The organism is Micromonospora sp. NPDC049102, assembly GCF_043197485.1.
Classification (GTDB): domain Bacteria; phylum Actinomycetota; class Actinomycetes; order Mycobacteriales; family Micromonosporaceae; genus Micromonospora.
Genome location: NZ_JBICTE010000007.1, coordinates 25568 through 47227, shown reverse-complemented (window position 1 = coordinate 47227; position 21660 = coordinate 25568). Strand labels below are relative to the sequence as shown.

Below are 21660 nucleotides of genomic sequence, written 5' to 3'. Positions count from 1 at the left end.
TGAACAGGCCGGCGCGCCGCCGACCCCCTCCATGTTCCCACGCCGCCGGGGTACGCCCACTGCGCGGGCGACGGATCGGTCCCGAGGACTCCTCACTCCATGGGCGGCTCCACGAAGAGCGCGGCCAGTTGGGGCAGCCGGCGGCGCGCCTCCTCCTCGTCGTCGAAGTCCCAGAAGTCGTTGAGGTCCGGCGTCCGGACCGGCTCCCGGGATTCCGGCAGCTCCGACGCGGTGGCCTTGCGGTAGGCGTCCCACGGCACCGCCAGCATCTGCTCGGCGGAGAACTCCTCCCCGCTGAGCGAGGCCGCCCGCACCTGGGGCAGTTCCGCCAGCGAGTCCGGTTCGGCGACCGCGCGGGCGAAGACGGCACGCCCCTGGGTCATCAGCCAGCCCCGGAAGTGTTCGAAGCCGTCGGCCGAGGCGCCACCGTTGATGAGGTAGGCCGCACCCCACAGGTCGGCCTTGTGCGAGGCCGCCAGCACCCGCGTCTGGTGCTGGGCGTACCCGACGATGTCCTGCGGATCGCGCTCGGCGAGCAGCGCCACGGCCCGCGCGGCGACCGGCCCGGGTTCACCGCCGCCCCCGGCGCGGGCCTGGTCGATCAGATGCCAGAAGTCCTCGGTCCTCATGGCTTGGCAGTCTGGCAGTGTCGCCGCGCGCCGCGCACGTACCCCGGGGCAGCATGGTGGGGTGTCCTCGCCGCCGCTGCCCCCCGTGCCACGCCAGGCGGGTGCGCCGCGCCCGTCGTGGCCGGCGCTGCCCGCGGCGCTGCGGGTCGCCATCGCCGACCGGCTCGGCGCGCCGGTGGTCACCGTCCGCGTCGCCACCGCGGGCTTCACCCGGGGCTTCGCCGCCGTGCTGCACACCGCAGACGGTGGTCGGGCCTTCGTCAAGGCGTCACCCACCGTCGCGCACCTCACACAGGGGTACGCCCGGGAGGCCGCGATCCTCGACCGGCTGCCGGCGGACCTGCCGGCACCCCGCCTGCGGTGGACGCTGGACGAGGCCGGCTGGTTCGCGCTCTGCACCGACGCGGTCGACGGGCACACCCCACGCCTGCCCTGGGCGCGTGCCGAGCTGGACGCCACGCTCGCGGCGTACGCCGAGGTGGCCGCCGCGCTCGCCGACCCGCCGACCGGGCTGATCGCGCTCGGCCTGCCCCACCTGGCCGAGCTCGCCCGCTCGGACATCCTCTGGTGGGAGGAGGTCGCCGCGGGCCGGGAGCCGCCACCGGCGCTGCCCGCCGCCGCCCGGGGCCGACTGCCCGAACTGGTGGTGCTGGAGTCCCGCCTCCCCGGGTACGCGGACGGTGCGACCGGCCTGATCCACGGTGACCTACGGGTGGACAACGTGCTCATCGGTCCGGACGGCCGGGCCTGGCTCTGCGACTGGACCTGGGCCTGCACCGGGCCGGCCTGGTTCGACCTGGCAACCCTGCTGCTCACCGCGTACGCCAGCGGCCTGGACACCGACCGGATCTTCGCCACGCACCCGGTGACCGCCGGCGCTGCGCCGGACGCGCTGGACGCCACCCTGGCCGCGTTGGCCGGCTACTACCTCACCGGGGCGGACGCGGCACCGGCGACGGACTCGCCGCACCGGTCGGCGCACCAGCGGTGGAGCGGCGAGCAGGCACTCGACTGGCTCGCCCACCGGCAGGGCTGGCGCTGACAGCGGCCCTCGGGCCCGGGCGGGCCCCCGCCCAGGCGGCTCCGCGCGGCCTGGGATCGGCTCGATTTCCTTGAAGTCGGGCTGTCAGCCATGCTCGGATACTGCGGTTTCCCGGAAGCCGAGTGGATCAAGCCGTCGAGCGTTCGGCGGCACCCGCGACCGGGGACGGACCCTCTTCGGGCGGAGCCGTTTTGGCTCGTCCCGGGCGACCTGGTAACCTGGCTCTTCGCGCAGTGGTGACGCATGTCGTCATCCCGCGCACAAGCTGACCAACCCGAGCTATCAAGACGAGGCTGTCGCGTGGCGAACATCAAGTCCCAGATCAAGCGCAACCGGCAGAACGAGAAGGCCCGGCTGCGTAACAAGTCGGTCAAGTCGTCGCTGAAGACCGCCGTCCGGAAGTTCAACGAGGCTGCCGAGGCCGGTGACGTCGAGAAGGCCACCGCGCTGATGCAGGAGGCCTCGCGCAAGCTGGACAAGGCCGTCAGCAAGGGCGTGATCCACTCCAACCAGGCCGCGAACCGCAAGTCCGCGATCGCGAAGCGCGTGGTGGCGCTCTCCGCCTGACGCTTTGCCGTCAGACTGATTCGGAAAGCCCCGGACCTCGGTCCGGGGCTTCCGTGTGTCCAGGTGCCGCCGTGTGTCCAGGTGCCGCTGATGTGCTCGCCGTCCCGGCGGTCGTCAGTCCCGCACGTCCCCGCGACGGGTGGGCCGCACCCGGTCGGCGGGGATCGCCACCGCCGTCACCGCGTTGGACATCCACTCGACCCGGGCCCGGCCGACCACCGGCTCCATCTGCCGGCGGAAGCGGTCCCGCTCCTGCTCGGGCACGAGCGCGGCGGATCGGACCACCACCGCGGCCACCACGTCGTTGAGCTTGACCATCGCCGCCACGACGACGGGCAGCACCAGCACCGCCCACCAGGTGACCAACTCCGCCAGGGCGAGCAGCACGGCCAGGGCGATGGCGCCCTCGAAGAACAGGAAGCAGAGGACCCCACCGGGGTTGACGAACCGCAGGCCGAGCAGCCGTGCGTAGAGCGGCCGGTACCGCTCCTCGTCGACGGGCAGGGTGGCCCAACCGGTACGGTTCGGCCCCGTCACCGGCTGCTGCCCTGCCGGGCGGCCACCACGGAGAAGACGGCCCGTTCCAGGGCGTACGCCCTGTCGTCCGAGCCCCCCTTGACGGCCGCGTTGCACTCCGCGGCGACCTGCATGGCCCGGACCAGCCCTTCCGGGGTCCAGCCGCGCCCCTGCCGCTGCGCCCGCTCGATCTTCCACGCCGGCATCCCGAGGCTGCTGGCGAGCTGGTACGGGCTGCCCCGCCCGGCCGACGCCACCCGGGCCACCGTGCGCACCCCGTCGGCCAGGGCGTCGGCGATGGGCACCGGGTCGACTCCGACGTGCAGGGCCCAGCGCAGCGCCTCCAGGGCGGCCGGTACGTCACCGACCATCGTGGCGTCCGCCACGGTGAAGCCGGTCACCTCGACCCGACCCCGGTAGTAACGGGCCACCGTCTCGACGCTGATCCGCCCGTCGGTGTCGGCCATGAGCTGCGAGCAGGCGGCGGCCAGCTCGCGCAGGTCGTTGCCGACCGCCGCGATCAGCGCGTCGGCGGCGTCGTCGGCGCACCTGCCGCCGGCCCGGCGGATCTCGTCACGGACGAAGGCGACCCGTTCGCGGTTCCCCTTGAGCTTGGCCGCCGGGACCACCGTGGCGCCCGCCGACCGCAGCCCGTCGGCGAACGCCTTGCCCTTCGCGCCGCCCAGGTGCAGCACCAGGAGCTGGACCTCCGGGTCGGGGTTCTTGGCGTACGCCAGCAGTGCGGCGACGAGGTCCTTGCGGGCGTCCTGGCCCGAGCGCAGGATGAGCAGCCGCCGACCGCCGAACAGCGACGGGCTGAGCATCTCGGCGATTTCGCCGACGGTGAGCGCGCCCGCCTGGTACTCGCGGACGTCCACGTCGGGGTCGGTGCCGCGGGCCCGTTCGACAGCTTCGGAGACGGCGCGCGTGGCGAGCAGCTCCTCGTCGCCGACGACGAGCACAATGGGGGCGAGGCTGGCGGGGGTCACGTCGCCCATATTCGCACGGCCTACGGCAAGTACGGGTCTGCTCATTCGCCGCCCGGTCGGTCCAGCCCGCACTAAGCGCAAATCCAGACATTTACCTCGGTTCACCATCTAATCCGCAAGACGGTCGAGATTTCGTCTCGGCGTGCGCAATTTCCACCGCGCCGACGCCCCTGACCTGCGGTTCCTCTCACAGTGGACGTCCCGGCGGCACCCCTCGGCGGGCCACCGCCAACCCATCGGCGGTCCGGATCGCCGCCACATCGCCGTCAATGTCGGTCCGCAGAACCCGGGCACCGTGACTACTCAGCCGGGCGAGAAGCGCGCGGTTCGGGTGCCCGTACGAGTTGCCCGTGCCGACCGGCACCAGCGCGACGGCCGGCCGTACGGCGGCGAGGAAGCCCTCGTCCTGGTATGCCGAGCCGTGGTGCGCGACCTTCAGCACGTCCGCCCGCAGCTGTGCCGACGGGCTCCGGACCAGCACCGCGTGCTGCTCCTCGGTCTCGGCGTCGCCGGGCAGCAGGACCGAGACACCGGCGACCGTGGCACGCAGCACCAGCGAGTTGTTGTTCGGGTCCGATCGGGTGCCGGCCAGCGGGTACGGCGGACCAAGCACCAGCAATTCGACACCGCCGACCCGGTGCCGTGCCCCGGCGGTGGTGTCCAGCATCGTGGCCCGGCCGCCGATCGCCGCCGCGCGGACCGCCGCCCGACCGCTCGCCGGTTCCGTCGAGGGTGGGGTCAGCACGGCCGCCACCCGCCGCCCCCGGAACACCCCGGCCAACCCGCCCACGTGGTCGAGGTGGAAGTGGCTGATCACCAGCAGCGACACCTCCCGGATGCCGAGCCGCCGCAGGCACCCGTCCACCGCCCCCGGGTCCGGCCCGGCGTCGACCAGCACCGCCCGGCCGGGTGCGACGGGCAGTACCAGGGCGTCGCCCTGCCCCACGGAGCAGGCCACCACCACCCAACCCGGCGGTGGCCAACCCCCGGCGATCAGGCGGACTCCGAGGGCACCGAGCAGGACGGCGACGGCGACGACCGCCACCAGCCGGCGCACCAGCGGTCGACGGGCGGCCACCAGCAATGCCACGGTCAGCCCGGCCAGCAGCAGGGCCCCGGCCGCACCACCCGGCCAGGGCAGGGTGCCGGCCGGGAGGCGGGCGCCGTGGCGGGCGATGACGACCAGCCACCAGGCCGGCCAGCTCGCCAGCCACGCGACGAACCCAGCGCCGGCCGGCCAGACCGGCGACAGCACGGCGGCCGTCACGCCCAGCACCGTCGCCGGGGCGATGGCCGGCACCGCCAGCAGGTTGGCCGGCACCGCCACCAGACTGACGGTGCCGGAGATCCCAGCGACGACCGGCCCGCACGCCACCTGGGCTGCCGCCGGCACCGCCAGCGCCTCGGCCAACCCGGCCGGAACGCCCCGGTGGCGCAGCCCGTCCCGCCAGCGCGGAGCGAGCAGCAGCAGGCCCCCGGTGGCCAGTACGGACAGCGCGAACCCGGCGTCGCCGGCCAACTCGGGGTCGACGAGCACCAGCACCGTGACGGCGGCGGCCAGAGCGGGCAGCGCGGCCCGGGGTCGACCGGCGGCCAGCGCGACGAGCCCGATCGCCCCCATCGTGGCGGCCCGTACGACGCTCGGTGACGGGCGGACCAGGATGACGAAGCCCACCAACGCCACCCCGCAGAGCACCCCGGCGACCCAGGGCCCGGCGCGCGCCCAGCGGGCCAGCAGCAGCACGGCGCCCACGACGATCGCGACGTTGCTGCCCGAGACGGCGTTGAGGTGCGTCATGCCGGTCGCCCGGAAGTCCTCCTCGACGGCGGACGGCAGGCGGCTGACGTCCCCCACCACCAGCCCCGGCAGTAGGCCACCCGGGTCGTCGGGCAGCGGCGCGCAGGCCCGTTGCAGACCCTCGCGTAACGTGCCGGCGGCGCGCTGCGCCCACGACGGCGTACCGTGCCGCTCGGGTGGACCGGTGGTGGCGAGCACCGCCGCGGTGAGGTCACCGCCGCGCGGAACACCGAGTCGCCCTTCGGCGGTCAGCCGCTGCCCGGGCAGCAGTCCTCGCCAGGCCGGGTCGGTGGCGAGGACCAGTACCCGTACCGACGCCCGGAGCCGTCGGCCGTCCGGACCGGTCAGCCGGATCAGCTCACTCGACACCAGCAGCATGCCGGGACGCCCGGCGGAGCGGATCGGGCGTGGATCGTCACGGACGACGAGGTCGGCGGTGACCGGGGCGCGCTTTTCGGCGAGGGCACGGACCGGCGGCGCGTCCCGGACGACCAGCCGGGCGGCGGTCGTCGCCGCGCCGCAGAGCACGCCGAGGCCGACCGCGACGGCGACCCAGCCGTAACGGCGGGCGAGAGCCCCGGGCCGACCGAGCCGGCCGAGCAGGTGCAGGGTGCTCAGCGCTGTCGACACGGCCGCCCCGCCGGCCACCAGCAGCAGTGGACGGGCGCCGAGGTGCAGGCCGGCGAGCGCGGTGAGCCAGGCGGCCACGGCCAACCCGGCGAGCCGGAGATCCGGTGGCGGCGGCTCGCCGACGACAGGTGGGGCGTTCATACCGTCACCAGGTCCTTGAGCTGTTCGTAGCGCGCGTCGCCGATCCCCTCGACCTGGCGCAGGTCGCCGACGGTCCGGAACCCGCCGTGCTGATCCCGGTAGGCGAGGATGCGCTGGGCGAGCACCGGCCCCACCCCCGGCAGCGCGTCGAGCTGGGCCAGCGTCGCGGTGTTGAGGTTCACCACCCCGCCGGGTGCCCCGCCGGCTGCGGGACCGGCCGCGGCGCCCGGTGTCGGCGGTGGCGTCACCCCGACGACGATCAACTCGCCGTCGGTGACCTTCCGGGCGGGATTGAGCAGTGTCACGTCGACGCCGGGGAGCGGGCCGCCGGCCTCGGACAGGGCGTCGGCCAGCCGGGCCCCCGCCGGTACGCGCACCAGCCCGGGTCGGCGTACCTTGCCCGCGACCGCGACCACCAGCTCGCCGGACGCCGACGCGCTGCCCTGCACCTCGGCGACGGCGGGGGTGGCCTCGCCGACCGGCGGGGCGACCGGTTCCGCGTGCGGCCGGGACCGCCAGGCCCAACCGGCGGCGGCCAGCACCACCACGAGGGCCACGGCAGCCAACGCCCGCACACCGCGCCGTCCCGGATCGAACGCCCCAGGGCCGGGCAGTCGTGGCGCACCACCGCCGGGACCGGTGGGCGACTCCGTCGTCGACGCACCGCTGCCCGACGGAGTCGGCGACCCGCCACCCGTCGCGGCCGTCAGCCGGCGCAGACGCTGACGTACCGCTGTCTCCTCGTCCTCTGCCACGCCGCGACGCTAGGACGTCGGGCGCCACGACGGGGCATCGCGACCCCGTCCTGTGGACAGTCGACGGCACTGTGGACAACGCCCTGATCAAGCTCGTGTCTGGTACAGCGCAGGGCCGCCGGAAGGTAGCGCGCTTCCATGGATGGCGATTAATGTTAGCGCTATCACGCGTGACATCACCCCCACCACCACCGCCGCACGCAAGGGGAATCCATGGACGTGAAGAGAAGGCTGCACCGCCTGCTGGCCGCAGCGGGGACCCTGCTGGTCCTCGTCGCCGGCGCCGGCGCCTACGTGGTCTCGGAGACGCCGGGCGTCGCCCGCGCCGCCGGCACCGGCCCGTGCGACATCTACGCCGCCGGCGGCACACCGTGCGTCGCCGCGCACAGCACCACCCGGGCCCTCTACGGCGCGTACGACAGCGCGCTCTACCAGGTCCGCCGATCGTCGGACAACACCACGCGCGACGTCGGCGTGGTCAGCGCCGGCGGCGTCGCCAACGCGGCCACCCAGGACACGTTCTGCGCCAACACGAGCTGCGTCATCACGATCATCTACGACCAGTCCGGTCGCAACAACCGCCTCACCCAGGCACCTCCGGGTGGCTTCAGCGGCCCCGCGGCCGGCGGGTACGACAACCTCGCCGACGCGAAGGCGGCACCGGTCACCGTCGGCGGCCAGAAGGCGTACGGCGTCTACATCGCCCCGGGCACCGGCTACCGCAACAACAACACCAACGGCGTCGCGACCGGCGACCAGCCCGAGGGCATCTACGCCGTCGTGGACGGCACGCACTACAACCAGTGGTGCTGCTTCGACTACGGCAACGCGCAGACCAACGTCCTGGCCGACGAACGCGCCATCATGGAGACGGTCTACTTCGGCGCCAACAAGCAGTGGGGTTACGGAGCAGGTGCTGGCCCCTGGATCATGGCGGACCTGGAGTGGGGCCTGTTCTCGGGGGTGAACGCGGGTTACAACAACATCGCGTCCATCAACCACCGCTTCGTGACGGCGATGGTCAAGGGCGAGCCGAACCACTGGGCGATCCGGGGCGGGAACGCGCAGTCGGGTGGCCTGACCACCTACTTCGACGGCCGTCGTCCCAACGGCTACAACCCGATGAAGAAGGAGGGGGCCATCCTGCTCGGCATCGGTGGTGACAACAGCATCACCGGCCGTGGCACCTTCTTCGAGGGCGTGCTGACCTCCGGCTACCCGACGGCGGCCACCGAGGACGCCGTACAGGCCAACATCGCCGCTGCCGCCTACACCCCCGCCAGCGGCGGCAACCCGCAGCAGAACGCCCAGATCGTGGGCGCACAGTCCGGTCGCTGTGCCGACGTGCCGAACGGCACCAGCACCAACGGCACCCAGGTGCAACTGTGGGACTGCATCAGCAACAGCACCGCGCAACGCTGGACCTACACGGCCGGAAAGCAGATCCAGGTGTACGGCAACAAGTGCCTCGACGCCAACGGTCAGGGCACCGCCAACGGCACTCAGGTGATCATCTGGGACTGCCACGGCGGCACGAACCAGCAGTGGAACGTCAACGCCAACGGCACCATCAGCGGCGTCCAGTCCGGGCTCTGCCTGGACGCCAACGGCGCCGGCACCGCCAACGGCACGAAACTCATCCTCTGGGCCTGCAACGGGCAACAGAACCAGCAGTGGTCGCTGCGTAGCTGAGCGAGCAGGCGTGCCGCCTCCGGGTCGTCAGGACCCGGAGGCGGCACGGCCGCCACCGGTCACCACACAGGCGGTGGCCACGAGGTCAGCTCCGGGGCCGACGGTGGACGACCACGCAGGCCAGACCCGGCCCGGCGTGCGCGGCGACCACCGCGCCCGCCTCGGAGACGTACGTGTCGTGCAGGCGTTCGCCGAGACGCAGTGTGAGCGCGGCGAGCAGCGCCTCGGCGCGCTCGGGTGCGGCCAGATGGTGTACGCCGAGGTCGACGTCGTCGTCGCCGGCCGCCTCGACGGCCAGGTCCACGAGTCGGGCCACTCCCCGACTGGCGGTACGCACCTTCTCGCGCAGCACGATCGTCCCGTCCGGCATGTGCATGATCGGCTTGACCGAGAGGGCGGTGCCGAACAGCGCCTCGGCGGCGTTGATCCGGCCGCCCCGGCGGAGGAACTCCAGCGTGTCGACGTAGAACCAGACGGTGGTCCGGGCGACGGCGGCGAGCGCCGCTTCGCGTACGCCGGCCAGGTCCGCTCCGGCCTGGGCGGCGGTGGCGGCGGCGATGGCCGGAAAGCCGAGCCCCATGCCGGTCGAGCGGCTGTCGACGACCTCGACCCGGCCGTCGACGTCGACGGCGGCGAGCCGGGCGGCCTCGACGGTGCCGGACAGGCCGGCGGACAGGTGCACCGAGACGATGCCGTCGGCGCCGTCGTCCAGGAGGCGGCGGTACGTCCGGGCGAACTGCTCGGGCGCGGGGCGGGAGGTGCTGGCCGACACCCGCCGCTCGCCCAGTGCGCGGGTGGCGTCGGCGGGCTGCGTCTCCACTCCCTCCAGCCCCTCCGCGCCGTTGAGCACGACGGTCAGCGGGACGACGGTCAGCCGGTGCCGCCGCACCAGCTCGGGCGGGAGGTAGGCGGTGGAGTCGGTGACGACCGCGACGGGCATGCCCGGCACGCTAGCCGATCACGACCCGGTGCGCCGAGGTGCGCGGGTCGGTCGCGCGCTCAGACCGCGTCGACGACGGCCGGCGCGGTGACGAGCCCGACGTTGTGACCGCGGAGCTGCCAACCTCGCACGTCGTCGTGCTGCAGTTCCGTCCAGTGGCAGTTGGCCAGCGAGCCGATGGTGCGCAGCACGTCGGCGGGCCAGCCGAGCAGGTGACCGATGCCCTGGCGGGAGCCACCGCCGTGGGTGGCGATGACCACGGTCCCGCCGGGGGTCGCGTCGGCCGCCGCCAGGAGTGCTGCGGCCACCCGATCACCGAGGTCGTGCAGCGGCTCCAGATCCGCCCCCGGGGCCGGGTCGCCGGCCCGCCAACGGGCGTACTCGGCGGGGAAACGCTCGGCCACCTCGGTGAGGTGCAGGCCCTGCCACTGGCCGAAGTGCCGCTCGCGCAGCCGCGCGTCGGTGCGTACCGGCAGCCCGGTCAGCGCGGCCAGCGCGCCGGCGGTGTCCGCGGCGCGGCTCAGGTCGCTGGACACGATGGCATCGGGTCGCAGCGACGCGAGCAGCGGCGCGGCGGCGCGGGCCTGGTCGCGGCCCAGGTCGTTGAGGGGTACGTCGGTCTGCCCCTGGACGCGGTTGGCGGCGTTCCAGTCGGTGTTGCCGTGCCGCCAGACGATCAGCCGGGTCATTCGGCCGCGGCGGACCCGCTGGCGTCGGCCTCGACCAGGTCGCGGTCGACGAACGGGATGGTGGGGCAGTCCTTCCAGAGGCGGTCGAGCCCGTAGAACTCGCGCTCCTCGGTGTGCTGGACGTGCACCACGATGTCGACGTAGTCGAGCAGCACCCAACGGCCGCCGCGCTCGCCTTCGCGCCGGATCGGCTTGGCCTTCTCCGGAAGCTCCAGCAGGCGCTCCTCGATGGCGTCGACGATGGCGAGCACCTGACGCTCGTTCGGGGCGGCGGCGAGCAGGAACGCGTCGGTGATGGCGAGCTGGTCGCCGACGTCGATGATCGCGATGTCCTGCGCCTTCTTGTCGGCGGCTGCCTGGGCGGCGGCGATCGCCAGCTCGTGCGCGCGTTCGGAAACTGTCACCGTTCTCCTTCGATCAGGCGTGCGATCCTCCAAGCGTCTCACACCCGGCGAGGTCCCGACCCGTCAGTTCTGGTCGGTTAGGCGCACGAAACGGCGCATACCGGACGCAATCAGGGCTGATAGAGGCGTCGCTTGGCGATGTACTGCACCACACCGTCGGGCACCAGATACCAGACGGGTTCACCCCGGGCGACCCGGGCGCGGCAGTCCGTCGACGAGATGGACATCGCCGGCACCTGGACCAGGCTGACCGTGTCCGCCGGGAGGTGCTTGTCGGTCAGCGCGAAACCGGGCCGGGTCACGCCGATGAAGTGCGCCAGCTCGAAGATCTCGTCCAGGTCCTTCCAGGACAGGATGCGTTGCAGCGCGTCCGCGCCGGTGATGAAGAAGAGTTGAACCTTGGGACCGTACTCGGCCTGGAGGTCGCGCAACGTGTCGACCGTGTACGTCGGTCCGCTGCGGTCGATGTCGACGCGGCTGACCTGGAAGCGGGGGTTGGAGGCGGTGGCGATGACCGTCATGAGGTACCGGTCCTCGGCGGGACTGACCGGCTCGTCAGCCTTCTGCCACGGCTGCCCGGTCGGGACGAAGACCACCTCGTCCAGGCCGAACCGGTCCGCGACCTCGCTGGCCGCGACGAGGTGCCCGTGGTGGATCGGGTCGAAGGTGCCACCCATGATCCCGATCCGCCGGATATCTTCCTCCACCCCGTGATCGTAGGCCGGCCGTGCGCGCCGGTCCTGGCGGCCCGAGGGCTGGTGACGCGAATACTCGTATGCGTATACTCGTCAACGAGTATTTGGGAGGTGCGTCATGCCGAAGCGACGCAAGGTCGGCAACCTGCTGGCACTGGCCGCGCTCTCCGCCCTCGTCCAGCGGCCCATGCACCCCTACGAGATGGCCAGCACGCTGCGCGCCTGGGGCAAGGACCAGGACATGGAGTTCAAGTGGGGCTCCTTCTACACGGTGATCCGCAACCTGGACAAACACCGGTTGATCGCCGCCGTGGAGAGCGTCCGCGAGGGCCGTCGACCGGAACGCACCGTCTACCGGATCACGGACGCGGGACGGGCCGAGCTGGTCGACTGGGCGCGCGAGCTGGTCGGTACGCCGATGCCGGAGCATCCCCGCTTCCGGGCCGGCCTCTCGGTGCTCGCCGCACTGCATCCCGACGAGGCCACCGACCTCCTCCGGCAGCGGCTCGAACGGCTGGACGACGCGCTCCGGCGCGACCGCGAGACGCTCGACGCCCACCTGCGGGAGATCCCGCGACTGTTCCTGGTGGAGACCGAGTACGACCTGGCCATCCGGGACGCGGAAGCGGTCTGGCTGCGGGCCCTGCTCGCGGAGCTCACCTCGGGCAGCTACCCGGGGCTGGACACCTGGCGGGCCTTCCACGAGACCGGCGAGATGCCGGCCGAGCTGATCGAGCTCGCCGAAAGGACCAGCAGAGACCCCGACAGCGCCGACTGACAAGACAGCTCCGGCGGGGTGCGCCAACACCCCGCCGGAGCCCTACCTCGAACCGGCACCTGAGCAGGCACCCGGCCCGAAGCGGCAACCACGAGGATAACCGGGTCCCCTCCCAGGTCGGTTCGTACGCACCCACGCGACGACCCAGGGAGAGACAGCATGACAACGGTACGAACCGCGATCGTCATCGGCGGCGGCATCGCCGGGCCGGTGACAGCCCTCGCGCTACGCCGCGCCGGCATCACCGTCACCGTCGCCGAGGCGTACCCGGAGACCGCCGGCGGGGTGGGCGGCATCGGCGGCACCCTCGCGCTCGCGCCGAACGGCGTGGCCGCCCTGCGGGCGGTCGGCGCGGACGAGGCGGTGACCGCGATCGCCACCGGAATCCACCGCAGCGTCATGGCCGTCGGCGCCCGGCGCATCGACCTGCCGATGCTGGCCGGGGTGCCGCCGCTGCGCGTGGTGCACCGGGCCGAACTGCACCGGCTGCTGCACGACCGGGCTGTCGCCGAGGGCGTCACCTACGCGTACGGCAAGCGACTGGTCGGCGTCGAGGAGACCGACGGCGGCGTCACCGCCCGTTTCGAGGACGGCAGCACGGCCAGCGCCGACGTCCTGGTCGGCGCGGACGGCATCCGTTCCACGGTCCGTGGCCTCATCGACCCGGCCGCGCCCGGCCCCCGGTTCACCGGGCTGCTCGGCTTCGAGGCGGTCGCCCGACACGAGGTGGACGCCGAGCCGGGCACCATGACGTTCGCCTTCGGGCGGCGGGGCTACTACCTGTACTGGCCCGAGCCCGGTGGCGGCACCCGCTGGGGTGCCAACCTGCCGGGGCACCGGCCGATGAGCATCGTCGAGGCCCGTGCGGTGCCGGCGCGGCAGTGGCTGGACACGTTGCGCGCCACCTACGGCGACGACGACCCGGGTCGGGAGCTGATGGCCACCAGCGCCGCCGAGGACCTCCAGGTGGTCGGCGCGTTGCAGATCATGCCGCCCGTGCCGCACTGGCACCGGGGCCGCCTGGTGCTGGTCGGTGACGCCGCGCACGCGCCGTCGAACAGCTCCGGGCAGGGCGCCTCGCTCGCCATCGAGAGCGCGGTGCAGCTCGCCCGCTGCCTGCGGGACCTGCCCGACGTGACGTCGGCCTTCGAGGCGTACGTGCGGCTGCGTCGCACCCGGGTCGAGAAGGTCGCCGCCCGTGCGGCGCGGATCAACCACACCAAGGCACCCGGGCCGGTCGCCCGGACGCTGATGCCGCTGCTGATGCCGCTGCTCGTGCGGACGGCGATGGACCCGGAACGGACCATCGCCCACGAGCAGCGCTACACCATCGACTTCGACGCCCCGGTCATGGCGGAACCCGCCCTGGGCTGAACGCGGAGGCGCGGGGTGGCCGCCAGGCCACCCCGCGCCCGACCGGCGGGAGCAGCCTCAGGCCGCGGCGGCGGCCACCGCCGTCCGGGCGACGAGCGCCCGCCGCAGGTCGTCGTCGGCGTCGGTGACCACCCGCCGCAGGCCCGGCGTGAGGTCGTCGCGGGCCAGCAGCGCCACGGCCGCCTCCCGGGTCGGCTGCGCCACGGCGTAGTGGGGAAACGCCAGCTTCGCCACCCGGTCGGCAGTCCAGGGGGTACGCCGACGAGCGGCGGCCGGCATTTCGGTGAAGTACCTCTCGACGTACGCGGCGGTCAGGTCGGCCTGCTCGGGCTGCCAGAAGCCCTCCGCCGTCGCCTCCAGCAGCCGGTTGGACAGCTCGCTGTCGCGCACGATGATCTCCCATGCCGCCTCTTTCGCGGCCGGGTCGGGCAGCGCGGCCCGGCAACGGGCGGCCCGTTCCGCGCCGGCCGAGCTGACGTCGACACTCGTCTCGGCGGCGATCTCCTCCGCGCCCGCCGCGCCCAGCACCACGAGCCGGCGCAGCACGGCCCAGCGCAGCTCCGCGTCGACCTCCAGCCCGGCCGGTACGTCCCGGCCGGCGAGCCAACCGACGAGCAGGTCGCTGTCGGTCGTCGCGGAGATCCAGCCCCGCGCGGCGGCCAGCTGCAACGACTCCCCCGCCGGCGCCCCGTCGAGCAGGCGCCGGCACGCTCCGGCGACCCGTGCCAGCGCCGCCGAACGGGCCAGCGGGTCGAGGTAGCGGTCCACCAGCGACCGGCTGAGGGTCAGCACGTCCTCCGCGATGATCACCTCGGTCTCGGCGGGCAGCGCCGCGACCATCAGGTCGACCAGGCCACCCACCGGCCGTTCACCGTCGGTCACCGCGTCCAGGGCCTCGCCCCAGAGCACCGCACGCGTGAGCGGATCGGCCAGGCCCGGCAGGACCAGCGCGACGGCCTCCGCCGACGCCGGGTCGAGGCGTACCTTGGCGAACGTCAGGTCACCGTCGTTGGGCAGCAGCAACTGCGCCGCCGGCTCGCCGGCCAACGCGCCGAGCACGGTACGGCCGCCGTCGACCGCCGGGTCGAGATCCACCTCGTCGCGCCGCACGGTGCCGTCCGCCGCGTACCGGCCCACGCCGATGCGGTGGGGACGCAGCACCGGGTACGACTCGGGGGCGGTCTGCACCACGGCGACCTCGGTGTAGCGGCCGTCGGCGTCGACGCCGACCTCGGCACGCAACGTGTTGACCTGCGGCCGGCGCAGCCACAGCTCGGCCCAACCGGACAGGTCCCGCCCGCTGGCGGTGCTCAGGCTGGTGAGCAGGTCGGCGAGGGTGGCGTTGCCGAACCGGTGCGCGGCGAAGTGCGCGTTGAGGCCGGCCAGGAACGCCTCGTCGCCGAGCCACGCGACAAGTTGCCGCAGCACGGCGGCGCCCTTGGCGTACGAGATGCCGTCGAAGTTGAGCAGGCCCTCGTCGGCGTCGGCCACCTCCGGCGGCGCGACGGGATGGGTGGAGGGGCGCTGGTCGGCCGCGTACCCCCAGGCCTTGCGGCGCATGGCGAACGTGGTCCACGACTGGCCGAAGCGGGTCGCCTCGGCGGTGACCCGGGTGCCGAGGTACTCCGCGAAGGACTCGTTCAACCACAGGTCGTCCCACCAGCGCATGGTGACCAGGTCACCGAACCACATGTGCGCCATCTCGTGCGCGATCGTGGTGGCCCGTTGCTCGCGCTGGGTGTCGGTGACCGCCGAACGGAACACGTAGTCGTCGCGGAAGGTGACGATGCCCGGATTTTCCATCGCGCCGCCGTTGAACTCGGGCACGAACGCCTGGTCGTACTTGCCGAACGGGTAACGCTCCGCGAAGAGCTGGTGGAACCGGTCGAGGCACTGCCCGGTGATGGTGAAGATCTCCTCGGCGTCGGCGTCCAGGTGCTCGGCCAGCGACCGTCGACAGTAGATCGCCATCGGCACACCGTCGTGCTCGGCCCGCCGCACGTGGTACGGCCCCGCGATCAGCGAGAAGAAGTACGTGGACAGTGGCGCGCTCGGGGCGAACTCCCAGCGCCCCGGGGCCGGATTGGCGGCCACCTCGGCGTTGCTGGAGACCGTCCAGCCCGCCGGCGCGGTGACCGAGAGGGTGAACGGCGCCTTGAGGTCGGGCTGGTCGAACGCGGCGAAGATGCGCTGGACGTTGTCGAGGAACGTCACCGCGTAGAGGTAGGTCTCGCCGTCGGCCGGGTCGACGAAGCGGTGCATCCCCTCCCCGGCGTTGGAGTACGCCATCTCCGCCTCGACGACGAGGGTGTTCGTCGTGTCGAGATCAGCCAGCGGCAACCGGTTGTCGCTCAGCGTGGCGGGGTCGACGGGACGGTCGTTGAGGCGTACCCCGAGGAGGTTGGCGGGCTTGACCTCGGCGAAGGTGGCGGTGCCGGCGGTCGCCCGGAACCGGATCTCGACGCGGGACCGGAACAGGTCGCCGTCGCCGGTCAGGTCGAGGTCCACCTGATAGGACTCGACAGTAATCGCCGCGCCACGCGCGGTCGCCTCTACACGGGTCAGGCTCGGCATCCGCTTATCCTGCCCGATGGGGATCGGCGTGCGGTCCCCACCTGACCCCGGCAGTGGAGGAAAGAAGCATGGCGCAGCACCCCAAGGGCGATTTCGACCTCTCCCGTGCGGTCTGGCAACGGGCCGAGGGGGACGCCTCCGAGAGCGCCGTCGAGGTCGCCTTCGTGGACGACCTGATCGGGATGCGCAACTCCGCCGAGCCGGAGGGCCCGGTGCTGGTCTTCACCCAGGCGGAGTGGGACGCGTTCGTCGCCGGCGCGCAGGACGGCGAGTTCGACCTGGACTGACCCGACGCCGCTCGTCGCCCGTGCCGGCCCTTCGATGTCGAGGACACCGGCACGGGCGACGTGCGGTGACCGCCCGGTCGGGTGGGCACGCCGGGCCGGACCGGTGACGCCACGCCGACCACGGCGCGGCCTCTCAGTCGCACTGGTCACCGTCACCCCAGCCGAGACCGCCGGGCCCGGGCGCGTGGTGGAAGCCGGGGTGGTCGGCGACGTCGACGCAGCGCTCACCGTCCGGGCCGACCGCACCGCAGAACAGCCGCGCGGCCCGTTGCCAGGCGTCGGCCGGCGACAGGGCCGCCGCGCCGAGCGCCACCTCCGGGCGGAGCAGGCTCAGCGCCTCCGCGTATGCCACTGCCTGCTCACGGGCGTCGGCCGCGCCCGGCGCGGTGAAGCCCAGGTGCACGGTGAAGAACCGGCGCGGTCGTGTCGGCCGACCGGGCGGCCCGAGCAGTGGCCGCGTGGCACGGGCCGGACCCGGCGCCTCGACCGCCCGTCGCTGCCGCCAGCGTGGTGACCTGTTGTCGTGCATCTCGTCCTCCCCGTGGTCGTGGCCGTCGGCCCACCCGGGGTCGCGCCAGCCGACCCGCGATGCCGGTTGGCGGCGGCCCCACCGGCTAGCCAACCAGGTTCCGTCGCCCGTGGGAGGGGCCAGCGGACGCGCTGTCGACGCGGGGATTGCGCGGCGGCCACGAGGGTAGACGGGCCACGGCGGCGACGCCGGCCGCCGCCGGAACCACCAGGGGGGCCCGATGGCGACCATGCCGGCCGACCGCAGCCCGGACAGCACCCTCGCGCTGCTGCGCGCCGGCTACCGGTTCATCGGTGAGCGCTGCGACCGCCACGGCAGCGACGCCTTCTCGACCCGCATCCTGCTCGCGCCGACCATCTGTCTGCGGGGTCGACCGGCCGCGATGCTGTTCTACGACGAGGAGCGCTTCCGCCGCGAGAGCGCCATGCCGCTACGGGTGCAGCGGACGCTCACCGGCCGGGGCGGCGTGCAGGGACTGGACGGCGCGGAGCACACCGACCGCAAGGCGATGTTGATGTCGATCATGACACCGACCTCGATCGCGCAGCTCGGGCACCTCTTCGACGACGAGTGGCAGGCGCGGATTCCCGCCTGGGAGGCGACCGGCGCGGTGCGGCTCTACGACGAGCTGGGCCGGTTGCTGACCCGGGTGGTCTGCGCCTGGGCCGGGGTGCCGCTGGCCACGTCGCAGGTCGACCGCCGCGCCGTCCAGCTGCACGCCATGATCGAGGGACCGGCGGTCGTCGGCCCACGGCACTGGCGGGGTCTGCTCGCCCGCCGTCGCGCCGAATGCTGGATCAGCGACCTCGTCGAGCAGACCCGTGTCGGCATCCACCCGGCCCCGGCCGGCAGCCCGCTGCGGGTCATCGCCGAGCACCGCGACGCGCACGGGACGCTGCTCCCCCGTCGGGTCGCCGCCGTCGAACTGCTCAACCTGCTGCGCCCCACGGTCGCCGTGGACCGGTACGTCGTCTTCGCCGCGCTCGCCCTGCGCGACCATCCCGGCTGGCGGCAGCGGGTCCACGGTGACGACGCGGCCACCGAACAGTTCGTCCAGGAGGTGCGCCGCTACTACCCGTTCTTTCCGATGGCCGCGGCCCGGGTCCGGCGCTCCTTCGACTGGGAGGGTCACCACTTTCCGCAGGGCCGGCGGGTCCTGCTCGACCTCTACGGCACGAACCACCACCCGGCACTCTGGCCCGAACCGGAGCTGTTCCGCCCCGAGCGGTTCGCCAACCGCCGCGTGGACCCGTTCGAGCTGATCGCGCAGGGCGGCGGCGACCACACCGGGCACCGCTGCGCCGGCGAGTGGATCACGATCGACCTGATGAAGCGGGCCGCCACCCACCTGACCAGCGACATGCGCTACGACGTACCGCCGCAGGATCTGCGCCTGGACCTGCATCGCATGCCCGCGTTGCCACCCAGCGGCATGACCCTCACCAACATCCGCCGCGTCTGACCCGCTCCCACCGGTGTGCGCGACTGTCGATGCTTCGTCCGGGTTTGGACGGCCGCCCGGCGGGCAGGTGCAGCGGGGTCCCGTCCACCGCACACCGCCTGCACAGGAGACTCCGATGCCCTCTCCCGCCACCGGTGACGCCCGGCGGGGCGGGCCGGTCGACACCGGCACACAGCCGACCGCCGCGCTCTCGACGGTCCTGCCGATGGCGTACGTCCTGCCGCTGCGCTGGCACGCCGACACCGGCCTGGACGAGCTGACCGGCTACCTGCGCCGGCTGAGCGGTCTCGTCGAGGTGCTCGTGGTCGACGGGTCACCCCCGGCGCTGTTCGCCCGGCACGCGGCGGCCTGGCGCGGGCTGGTCCGGCACCTGCGGCCCGACCCCGCCGGACGGGGACTCAACGGCAAGGTGGTGGGGGTGCACACCGGGGTCGGCGCGGCGCGCCACGACCACGTGGTGATCGCCGACGACGACGTCCGGTACGACGAGGCCGGGCTCCACGCGGTGCACCGGCTACTGGACCGGTTCGACCTGGTCCGGCCGCAGAACTACTTCGACCCTCTGCCCTGGCACGCCTGGTGGGACACCGGCCGGACGCTACTCAACCGGGCGCTCGGGAACGACTACCCCGGCACCCTCGCCGTACGCCGCAGCACGTTCCTCGCCATGGGCGGGTACGACCCGGACGTGCTCTTCGAGAACCTGGAGCTGATCCGCACCGTCCGCACGTACGGCGGGATCGAGGCCGCGCCGCCCTGGCTGTACGTTCGCCGGCTGCCGCCCGACGCGGCGCACTTTCGGGGCCAGCGGGTCCGCCAGGCGTACGACGATCTGGCCCAGCCGGCCCGTCTGCTGACCGCGCTCGCGGTCCTGCCCGCCCTGACGGCGGTGGTCGCGTCCCGCCGGCCCCGGCTGCTGTTCGGCACGACGGTCGTCGTCGTCGTGGCCCTGGCCGAGGCGGGTCGCCGCCGCGCCGCCGGGGCTGCCGTCTTCCCGCCGAGCACCACGCTGGCCGCCCCACTCTGGCTGCTGGAGCGCGGCATCTGTAGCTGGCTGGCGCTCACCCAGCGCCTGCTGTTCGGCGGCGTCCGCTACGGCGAAACCAGAATCCCGAGAGCAGCCCACCTCCAGCTCCCCGCGATCTTGCACTTTCTGCGGGGGCGAAAGCCCCACAAGTCGACATAACCACAGCAGAAACTGCAAGATCGCGGGAGAGATACGACGACGGCTCGCGCCGCCGGGGGTGGTCACGAGCCGTCGTCGGTGTCGGTGGTCGTCAGGAACCGACCTGCTGGCGGGCCTGCTGGGCCTGGTCCTTGACGTCCTGGGCGGCCGACTTCCCGTCGTCCTTGACCGCGTGCACGGCGTCCTGGGCGGTGGACCGCACCGAGTCGGCGGCGTGCTGGGCCGGCTCGCGCAGCTCGTCCTTGAGCTCGCTGGCCACCTCGCCCAGCTTCTCCTTGACGACACCGCTGTGCTCGCTGACCTGCTCCTTGACCTGCGCGGCGGCCTGCTGCTCCCGGCGGGAGGCCGGGATCAGCGAGGAGGCCAGCCAGCCCACGCCGAAGGCGATCAGGCCCGCGGCGAGGGGGTTGCCCTGCGACTTCTCCCGGATCACCCGGGGCGCGCTGTGAGCGGCGTCGCCGACGGAGGAGGCCGCCGAGTGCGCGGCGTCGCTGACGCTGGAAGCCGCCGACGAGGCGCGGTCACCAACCGAGTGGGCGGCGTGACCGGTGCCGTGGCCGAGGTCAGACGCGGTTCCCATGACCTTGTCCCTCACATTCTGCAGCGCGGAACGGGCCCGCTGCCTGCGGTCGTCGACGATGCGGCTCGGGCTGACCTTGTACGCCAGCGCGTCCACATCGGAGCTGAGGCTGTTGCGGGTGGCTTCGATCTCCCGGCGGATCTGGTCGGGATCGGTGCTCATCGGGTGACTCCCTCCGGGTGGGGCTTGAGCGCGTCGGGGATCCGCTGCACGCTGTCGTTGGTCTGCTTGAGCCCGCGTACGTGCTGGGCGTTCTTCTTGGCCGCCGAGTAGAGGACGGCGGCGACCACGGCCCAGATCACGGCCACGATCAGCGCGGCGAGACCGGAGTCCATGACGTTGTCCAGGAACTGCCAGATCGCGATGGACACGAAGAGGGCCACCATGTAGCCGCCGAATCCGGCGCCGCCGAAGAGGCCCGCCGCCTTGCCGGCCTTCTTGCCCTCCTGACGGATCTCGGCCTTCGCCAGCTCGACCTCCTGGCGCATCAGCGTCGACAGGTCGGTGGTGACCTGGCGCATCAGGTCACCGAGCGAGCTGCCCTTCACCTCGGCCGCGGTGTGCGGGGCACCCGCGTCCGGGTGGTAACCGGAGTCCAGGCCGGACCCCTGCGTCGGCATGGTCATGCCGCCGCCTCCCTTCGGATGACTCGGCGCCTCACGGGCGAGGGCTGCCGCTGGACGGCACGCCCGGCAGCGGGTCGGTCTGGGTCACCGGCGGCAGCGGCTGACCGGTGCTGGCCGGCTCGCTGTAGCCGCCCGGAGTCGGGTCGGCGTAACCGCCCGAGGTCGGCTCGGCGTACGTGCCCGGGGTCGGGTCGAGGTAGCCACCGGCCGGGGTCACGTCCGGGGTCGTACGGGGCGCCGGCGGCGGCGTGGGGATCACCGCGGTGCGCTCCGGGTCGTACGCCCCCGCGCCGCGGTAGCCCGCGGAACCGTTGCCGGAGTCGTCACCGGCGGCGGAGATGCCCCGGGTCAGGCGACCGGCCAGCACGCCCAGCACCGCCGCGCCGACCAGGAAGGTGCCCGGGTTGCGCCGCGCGTAGTCGCGTACCTCGTTGATCAGGTCGCCGGGCTGGCGCTCCTCCAGCCAGCCGGCCACACCGTGCACCCGGTCGGCGGCCTGGCGGGTCAGCTCGCTGACCGGGCCGGCCTGGCCGCCCTGCTCGGCCATCGAACGCATCTCGTCGGCGATCGACCGCAGGCCGCCCGCCGCCCGGCGCTGCTGCTCACCGGTCTGGCTGGCGAGCTGGCTGCGGGCCTCGCCGTAGAGGTTGCGGGCCTGCCGGGCCTTCCGCTCGGAAAGTCGTCGCGGTTGTGCTGGGGGGGCGCCGCCGTGTCGCCGTGGCCGCTGGCAACTCACCTACCCTGCGTTTTGGCTTCCATACCTGTTCATGCATTTCT

22 protein-coding genes are annotated in these 21660 nt (G+C 73.3%); 8 read left to right on the top strand and 14 right to left on the bottom strand.

Features of this window, described 5'->3' with window-relative positions; genetic code table 11:
• Nucleotides 1-92 precede the first annotated feature (92 nt).
• Nucleotides 93-629 carry a DUF4240 domain-containing protein gene (locus ACGFH9_RS10030; protein ID WP_393217219.1) on the bottom strand — a complete coding sequence of 179 codons (537 nt, stop codon included), beginning with the start codon at nucleotides 627-629 and terminating at the stop codon, nucleotides 93-95.
• Between ACGFH9_RS10030 and ACGFH9_RS10025 the strand changes: the two genes are divergently transcribed.
• Both ACGFH9_RS10025 and rpsT read left to right on the top strand, forming a co-directional pair.
• A complete protein-coding gene (locus ACGFH9_RS10025) occupies nucleotides 628-1671 on the top strand; it encodes a phosphotransferase family protein (RefSeq protein ID WP_393217218.1) in 1044 nt (347 codons plus the stop codon). The genes ACGFH9_RS10030 and ACGFH9_RS10025 overlap by 2 nt on opposite strands.
• 300 nt (nucleotides 1672-1971) lie before the next feature.
• A complete protein-coding gene (gene rpsT / locus ACGFH9_RS10020) occupies nucleotides 1972-2238 on the top strand; it encodes a 30S ribosomal protein S20 (RefSeq protein ID WP_053656074.1) in 267 nt (88 codons plus the stop codon).
• 114 nt (nucleotides 2239-2352) lie between these two features.
• Here rpsT and ACGFH9_RS10015 read toward each other — a convergent pair whose 3' ends face one another.
• The 4 genes from ACGFH9_RS10015 to ACGFH9_RS10000 form a co-directional block, all read right to left on the bottom strand.
• Nucleotides 2353-2775 (bottom strand): hypothetical protein, encoded by a 423-nt coding sequence (locus ACGFH9_RS10015; protein ID WP_393217217.1) that lies wholly within the window; start codon nucleotides 2773-2775, stop codon nucleotides 2353-2355.
• Nucleotides 2772-3752, bottom strand: a complete 981-nt coding sequence (gene holA / locus ACGFH9_RS10010) for a DNA polymerase III subunit delta (RefSeq protein WP_393217216.1) — start codon at nucleotides 3750-3752, stop codon at nucleotides 2772-2774. Before holA ends, ACGFH9_RS10015 begins: the two co-directional genes overlap by 4 nt.
• 178 nt (nucleotides 3753-3930) lie before the next feature.
• Nucleotides 3931-6312, bottom strand: a complete 2382-nt coding sequence (locus ACGFH9_RS10005; protein ID WP_393217215.1) for a ComEC/Rec2 family competence protein — start codon at nucleotides 6310-6312, stop codon at nucleotides 3931-3933.
• Complete coding sequence (locus tag ACGFH9_RS10000) at nucleotides 6309-7067, bottom strand: helix-hairpin-helix domain-containing protein (RefSeq protein WP_393217214.1); 759 nt, start codon at nucleotides 7065-7067, stop codon at nucleotides 6309-6311. Before ACGFH9_RS10000 ends, ACGFH9_RS10005 begins: the two co-directional genes overlap by 4 nt.
• A 213-nt stretch (nucleotides 7068-7280) precedes the next feature.
• Here ACGFH9_RS10000 and ACGFH9_RS09995 point away from each other — a divergent pair, with 213 nt between their 5' ends.
• Entirely contained in the window at nucleotides 7281-8759 is a 1479-nt protein-coding gene (locus ACGFH9_RS09995; protein WP_393217213.1) for an arabinofuranosidase catalytic domain-containing protein, read from the top strand.
• A gap of 85 nt (nucleotides 8760-8844) precedes the next feature.
• Here ACGFH9_RS09995 and ACGFH9_RS09990 read toward each other — a convergent pair whose 3' ends face one another.
• From ACGFH9_RS09990 to nadD, 4 genes are all read right to left on the bottom strand, one after another.
• Entirely contained in the window at nucleotides 8845-9699 is an 855-nt protein-coding gene (locus ACGFH9_RS09990; RefSeq protein ID WP_393217212.1) for a DegV family protein, read from the bottom strand.
• 59 nt (nucleotides 9700-9758) lie between these two features.
• On the bottom strand, nucleotides 9759-10388 hold the full coding sequence (locus ACGFH9_RS09985) for a histidine phosphatase family protein (protein ID WP_393217211.1): 630 nt from the start codon (nucleotides 10386-10388) through the stop codon (nucleotides 9759-9761).
• Entirely contained in the window at nucleotides 10385-10792 is a 408-nt protein-coding gene (gene rsfS, locus ACGFH9_RS09980) for a ribosome silencing factor (protein ID WP_355053184.1), read from the bottom strand. The genes ACGFH9_RS09985 and rsfS overlap by 4 nt, the downstream gene beginning before the upstream one ends.
• 110 nt (nucleotides 10793-10902) lie before the next feature.
• Complete coding sequence (gene nadD, locus ACGFH9_RS09975; protein ID WP_355248193.1) at nucleotides 10903-11499, bottom strand: nicotinate-nucleotide adenylyltransferase; 597 nt, start codon at nucleotides 11497-11499, stop codon at nucleotides 10903-10905.
• Nucleotides 11500-11605: 106 nt separating this feature from the next.
• Between nadD and ACGFH9_RS09970 the strand changes: the two genes are divergently transcribed.
• Both ACGFH9_RS09970 and ACGFH9_RS09965 read left to right on the top strand, forming a co-directional pair.
• Nucleotides 11606-12265 carry a PadR family transcriptional regulator gene (locus ACGFH9_RS09970; protein WP_393217210.1) on the top strand — a complete coding sequence of 220 codons (660 nt, stop codon included), beginning with the start codon at nucleotides 11606-11608 and terminating at the stop codon, nucleotides 12263-12265.
• Nucleotides 12266-12424: 159 nt separating this feature from the next.
• Entirely contained in the window at nucleotides 12425-13639 is a 1215-nt protein-coding gene (locus ACGFH9_RS09965; RefSeq protein ID WP_393217209.1) for an FAD-dependent monooxygenase, read from the top strand.
• A gap of 57 nt (nucleotides 13640-13696) precedes the next feature.
• Here the strand turns inward: ACGFH9_RS09965 and pepN are convergent, their stop codons facing one another.
• Nucleotides 13697-16213 (bottom strand): aminopeptidase N, encoded by a 2517-nt coding sequence (gene pepN / locus ACGFH9_RS09960; protein ID WP_393217208.1) that lies wholly within the window; start codon nucleotides 16211-16213, stop codon nucleotides 13697-13699.
• Between the two features lie 68 nt (nucleotides 16214-16281).
• Here pepN and ACGFH9_RS09955 point away from each other — a divergent pair, with 68 nt between their 5' ends.
• Nucleotides 16282-16500, top strand: coding sequence for a DUF397 domain-containing protein (locus ACGFH9_RS09955; RefSeq protein ID WP_355248205.1), 219 nt, complete (start codon nucleotides 16282-16284; stop codon nucleotides 16498-16500).
• A gap of 133 nt (nucleotides 16501-16633) precedes the next feature.
• On the opposite strand, the gene ACGFH9_RS09950 is transcribed toward ACGFH9_RS09955, so the two are convergent.
• Nucleotides 16634-17029 (bottom strand): hypothetical protein, encoded by a 396-nt coding sequence (locus tag ACGFH9_RS09950; RefSeq protein ID WP_393217207.1) that lies wholly within the window; start codon nucleotides 17027-17029, stop codon nucleotides 16634-16636.
• Nucleotides 17030-17249: 220 nt separating this feature from the next.
• Here ACGFH9_RS09950 and ACGFH9_RS09945 point away from each other — a divergent pair, with 220 nt between their 5' ends.
• On the top strand, nucleotides 17250-18491 hold the full coding sequence (locus tag ACGFH9_RS09945) for a cytochrome P450 (RefSeq protein ID WP_393217206.1): 1242 nt from the start codon (nucleotides 17250-17252) through the stop codon (nucleotides 18489-18491).
• Between the two features lie 115 nt (nucleotides 18492-18606).
• Nucleotides 18607-19677 (top strand): glycosyltransferase, encoded by a 1071-nt coding sequence (locus ACGFH9_RS09940; protein WP_393217205.1) that lies wholly within the window; start codon nucleotides 18607-18609, stop codon nucleotides 19675-19677.
• A 91-nt stretch (nucleotides 19678-19768) separates the two neighbouring features.
• Here ACGFH9_RS09940 and ACGFH9_RS09935 read toward each other — a convergent pair whose 3' ends face one another.
• Genes ACGFH9_RS09935 through ACGFH9_RS09925 form a run of 3 tightly spaced genes read right to left on the bottom strand, consistent with a single transcriptional unit; the run spans nucleotide 19769 to nucleotide 21619 of the window.
• Entirely contained in the window at nucleotides 19769-20419 is a 651-nt protein-coding gene (locus ACGFH9_RS09935; protein ID WP_393217204.1) for a DUF3618 domain-containing protein, read from the bottom strand.
• The gene (locus tag ACGFH9_RS09930) at nucleotides 20416-20883 is read right to left on the bottom strand and encodes a phage holin family protein (protein ID WP_393217203.1); all 468 of its coding nucleotides are present in this window, start codon (nucleotides 20881-20883) and stop codon (nucleotides 20416-20418) included. The genes ACGFH9_RS09935 and ACGFH9_RS09930 overlap by 4 nt, the downstream gene beginning before the upstream one ends.
• A 31-nt stretch (nucleotides 20884-20914) precedes the next feature.
• Nucleotides 20915-21619 (bottom strand): hypothetical protein, encoded by a 705-nt coding sequence (locus ACGFH9_RS09925; RefSeq protein WP_393217202.1) that lies wholly within the window; start codon nucleotides 21617-21619, stop codon nucleotides 20915-20917.
• Nucleotides 21620-21660: the final 41 nt, after the last annotated feature.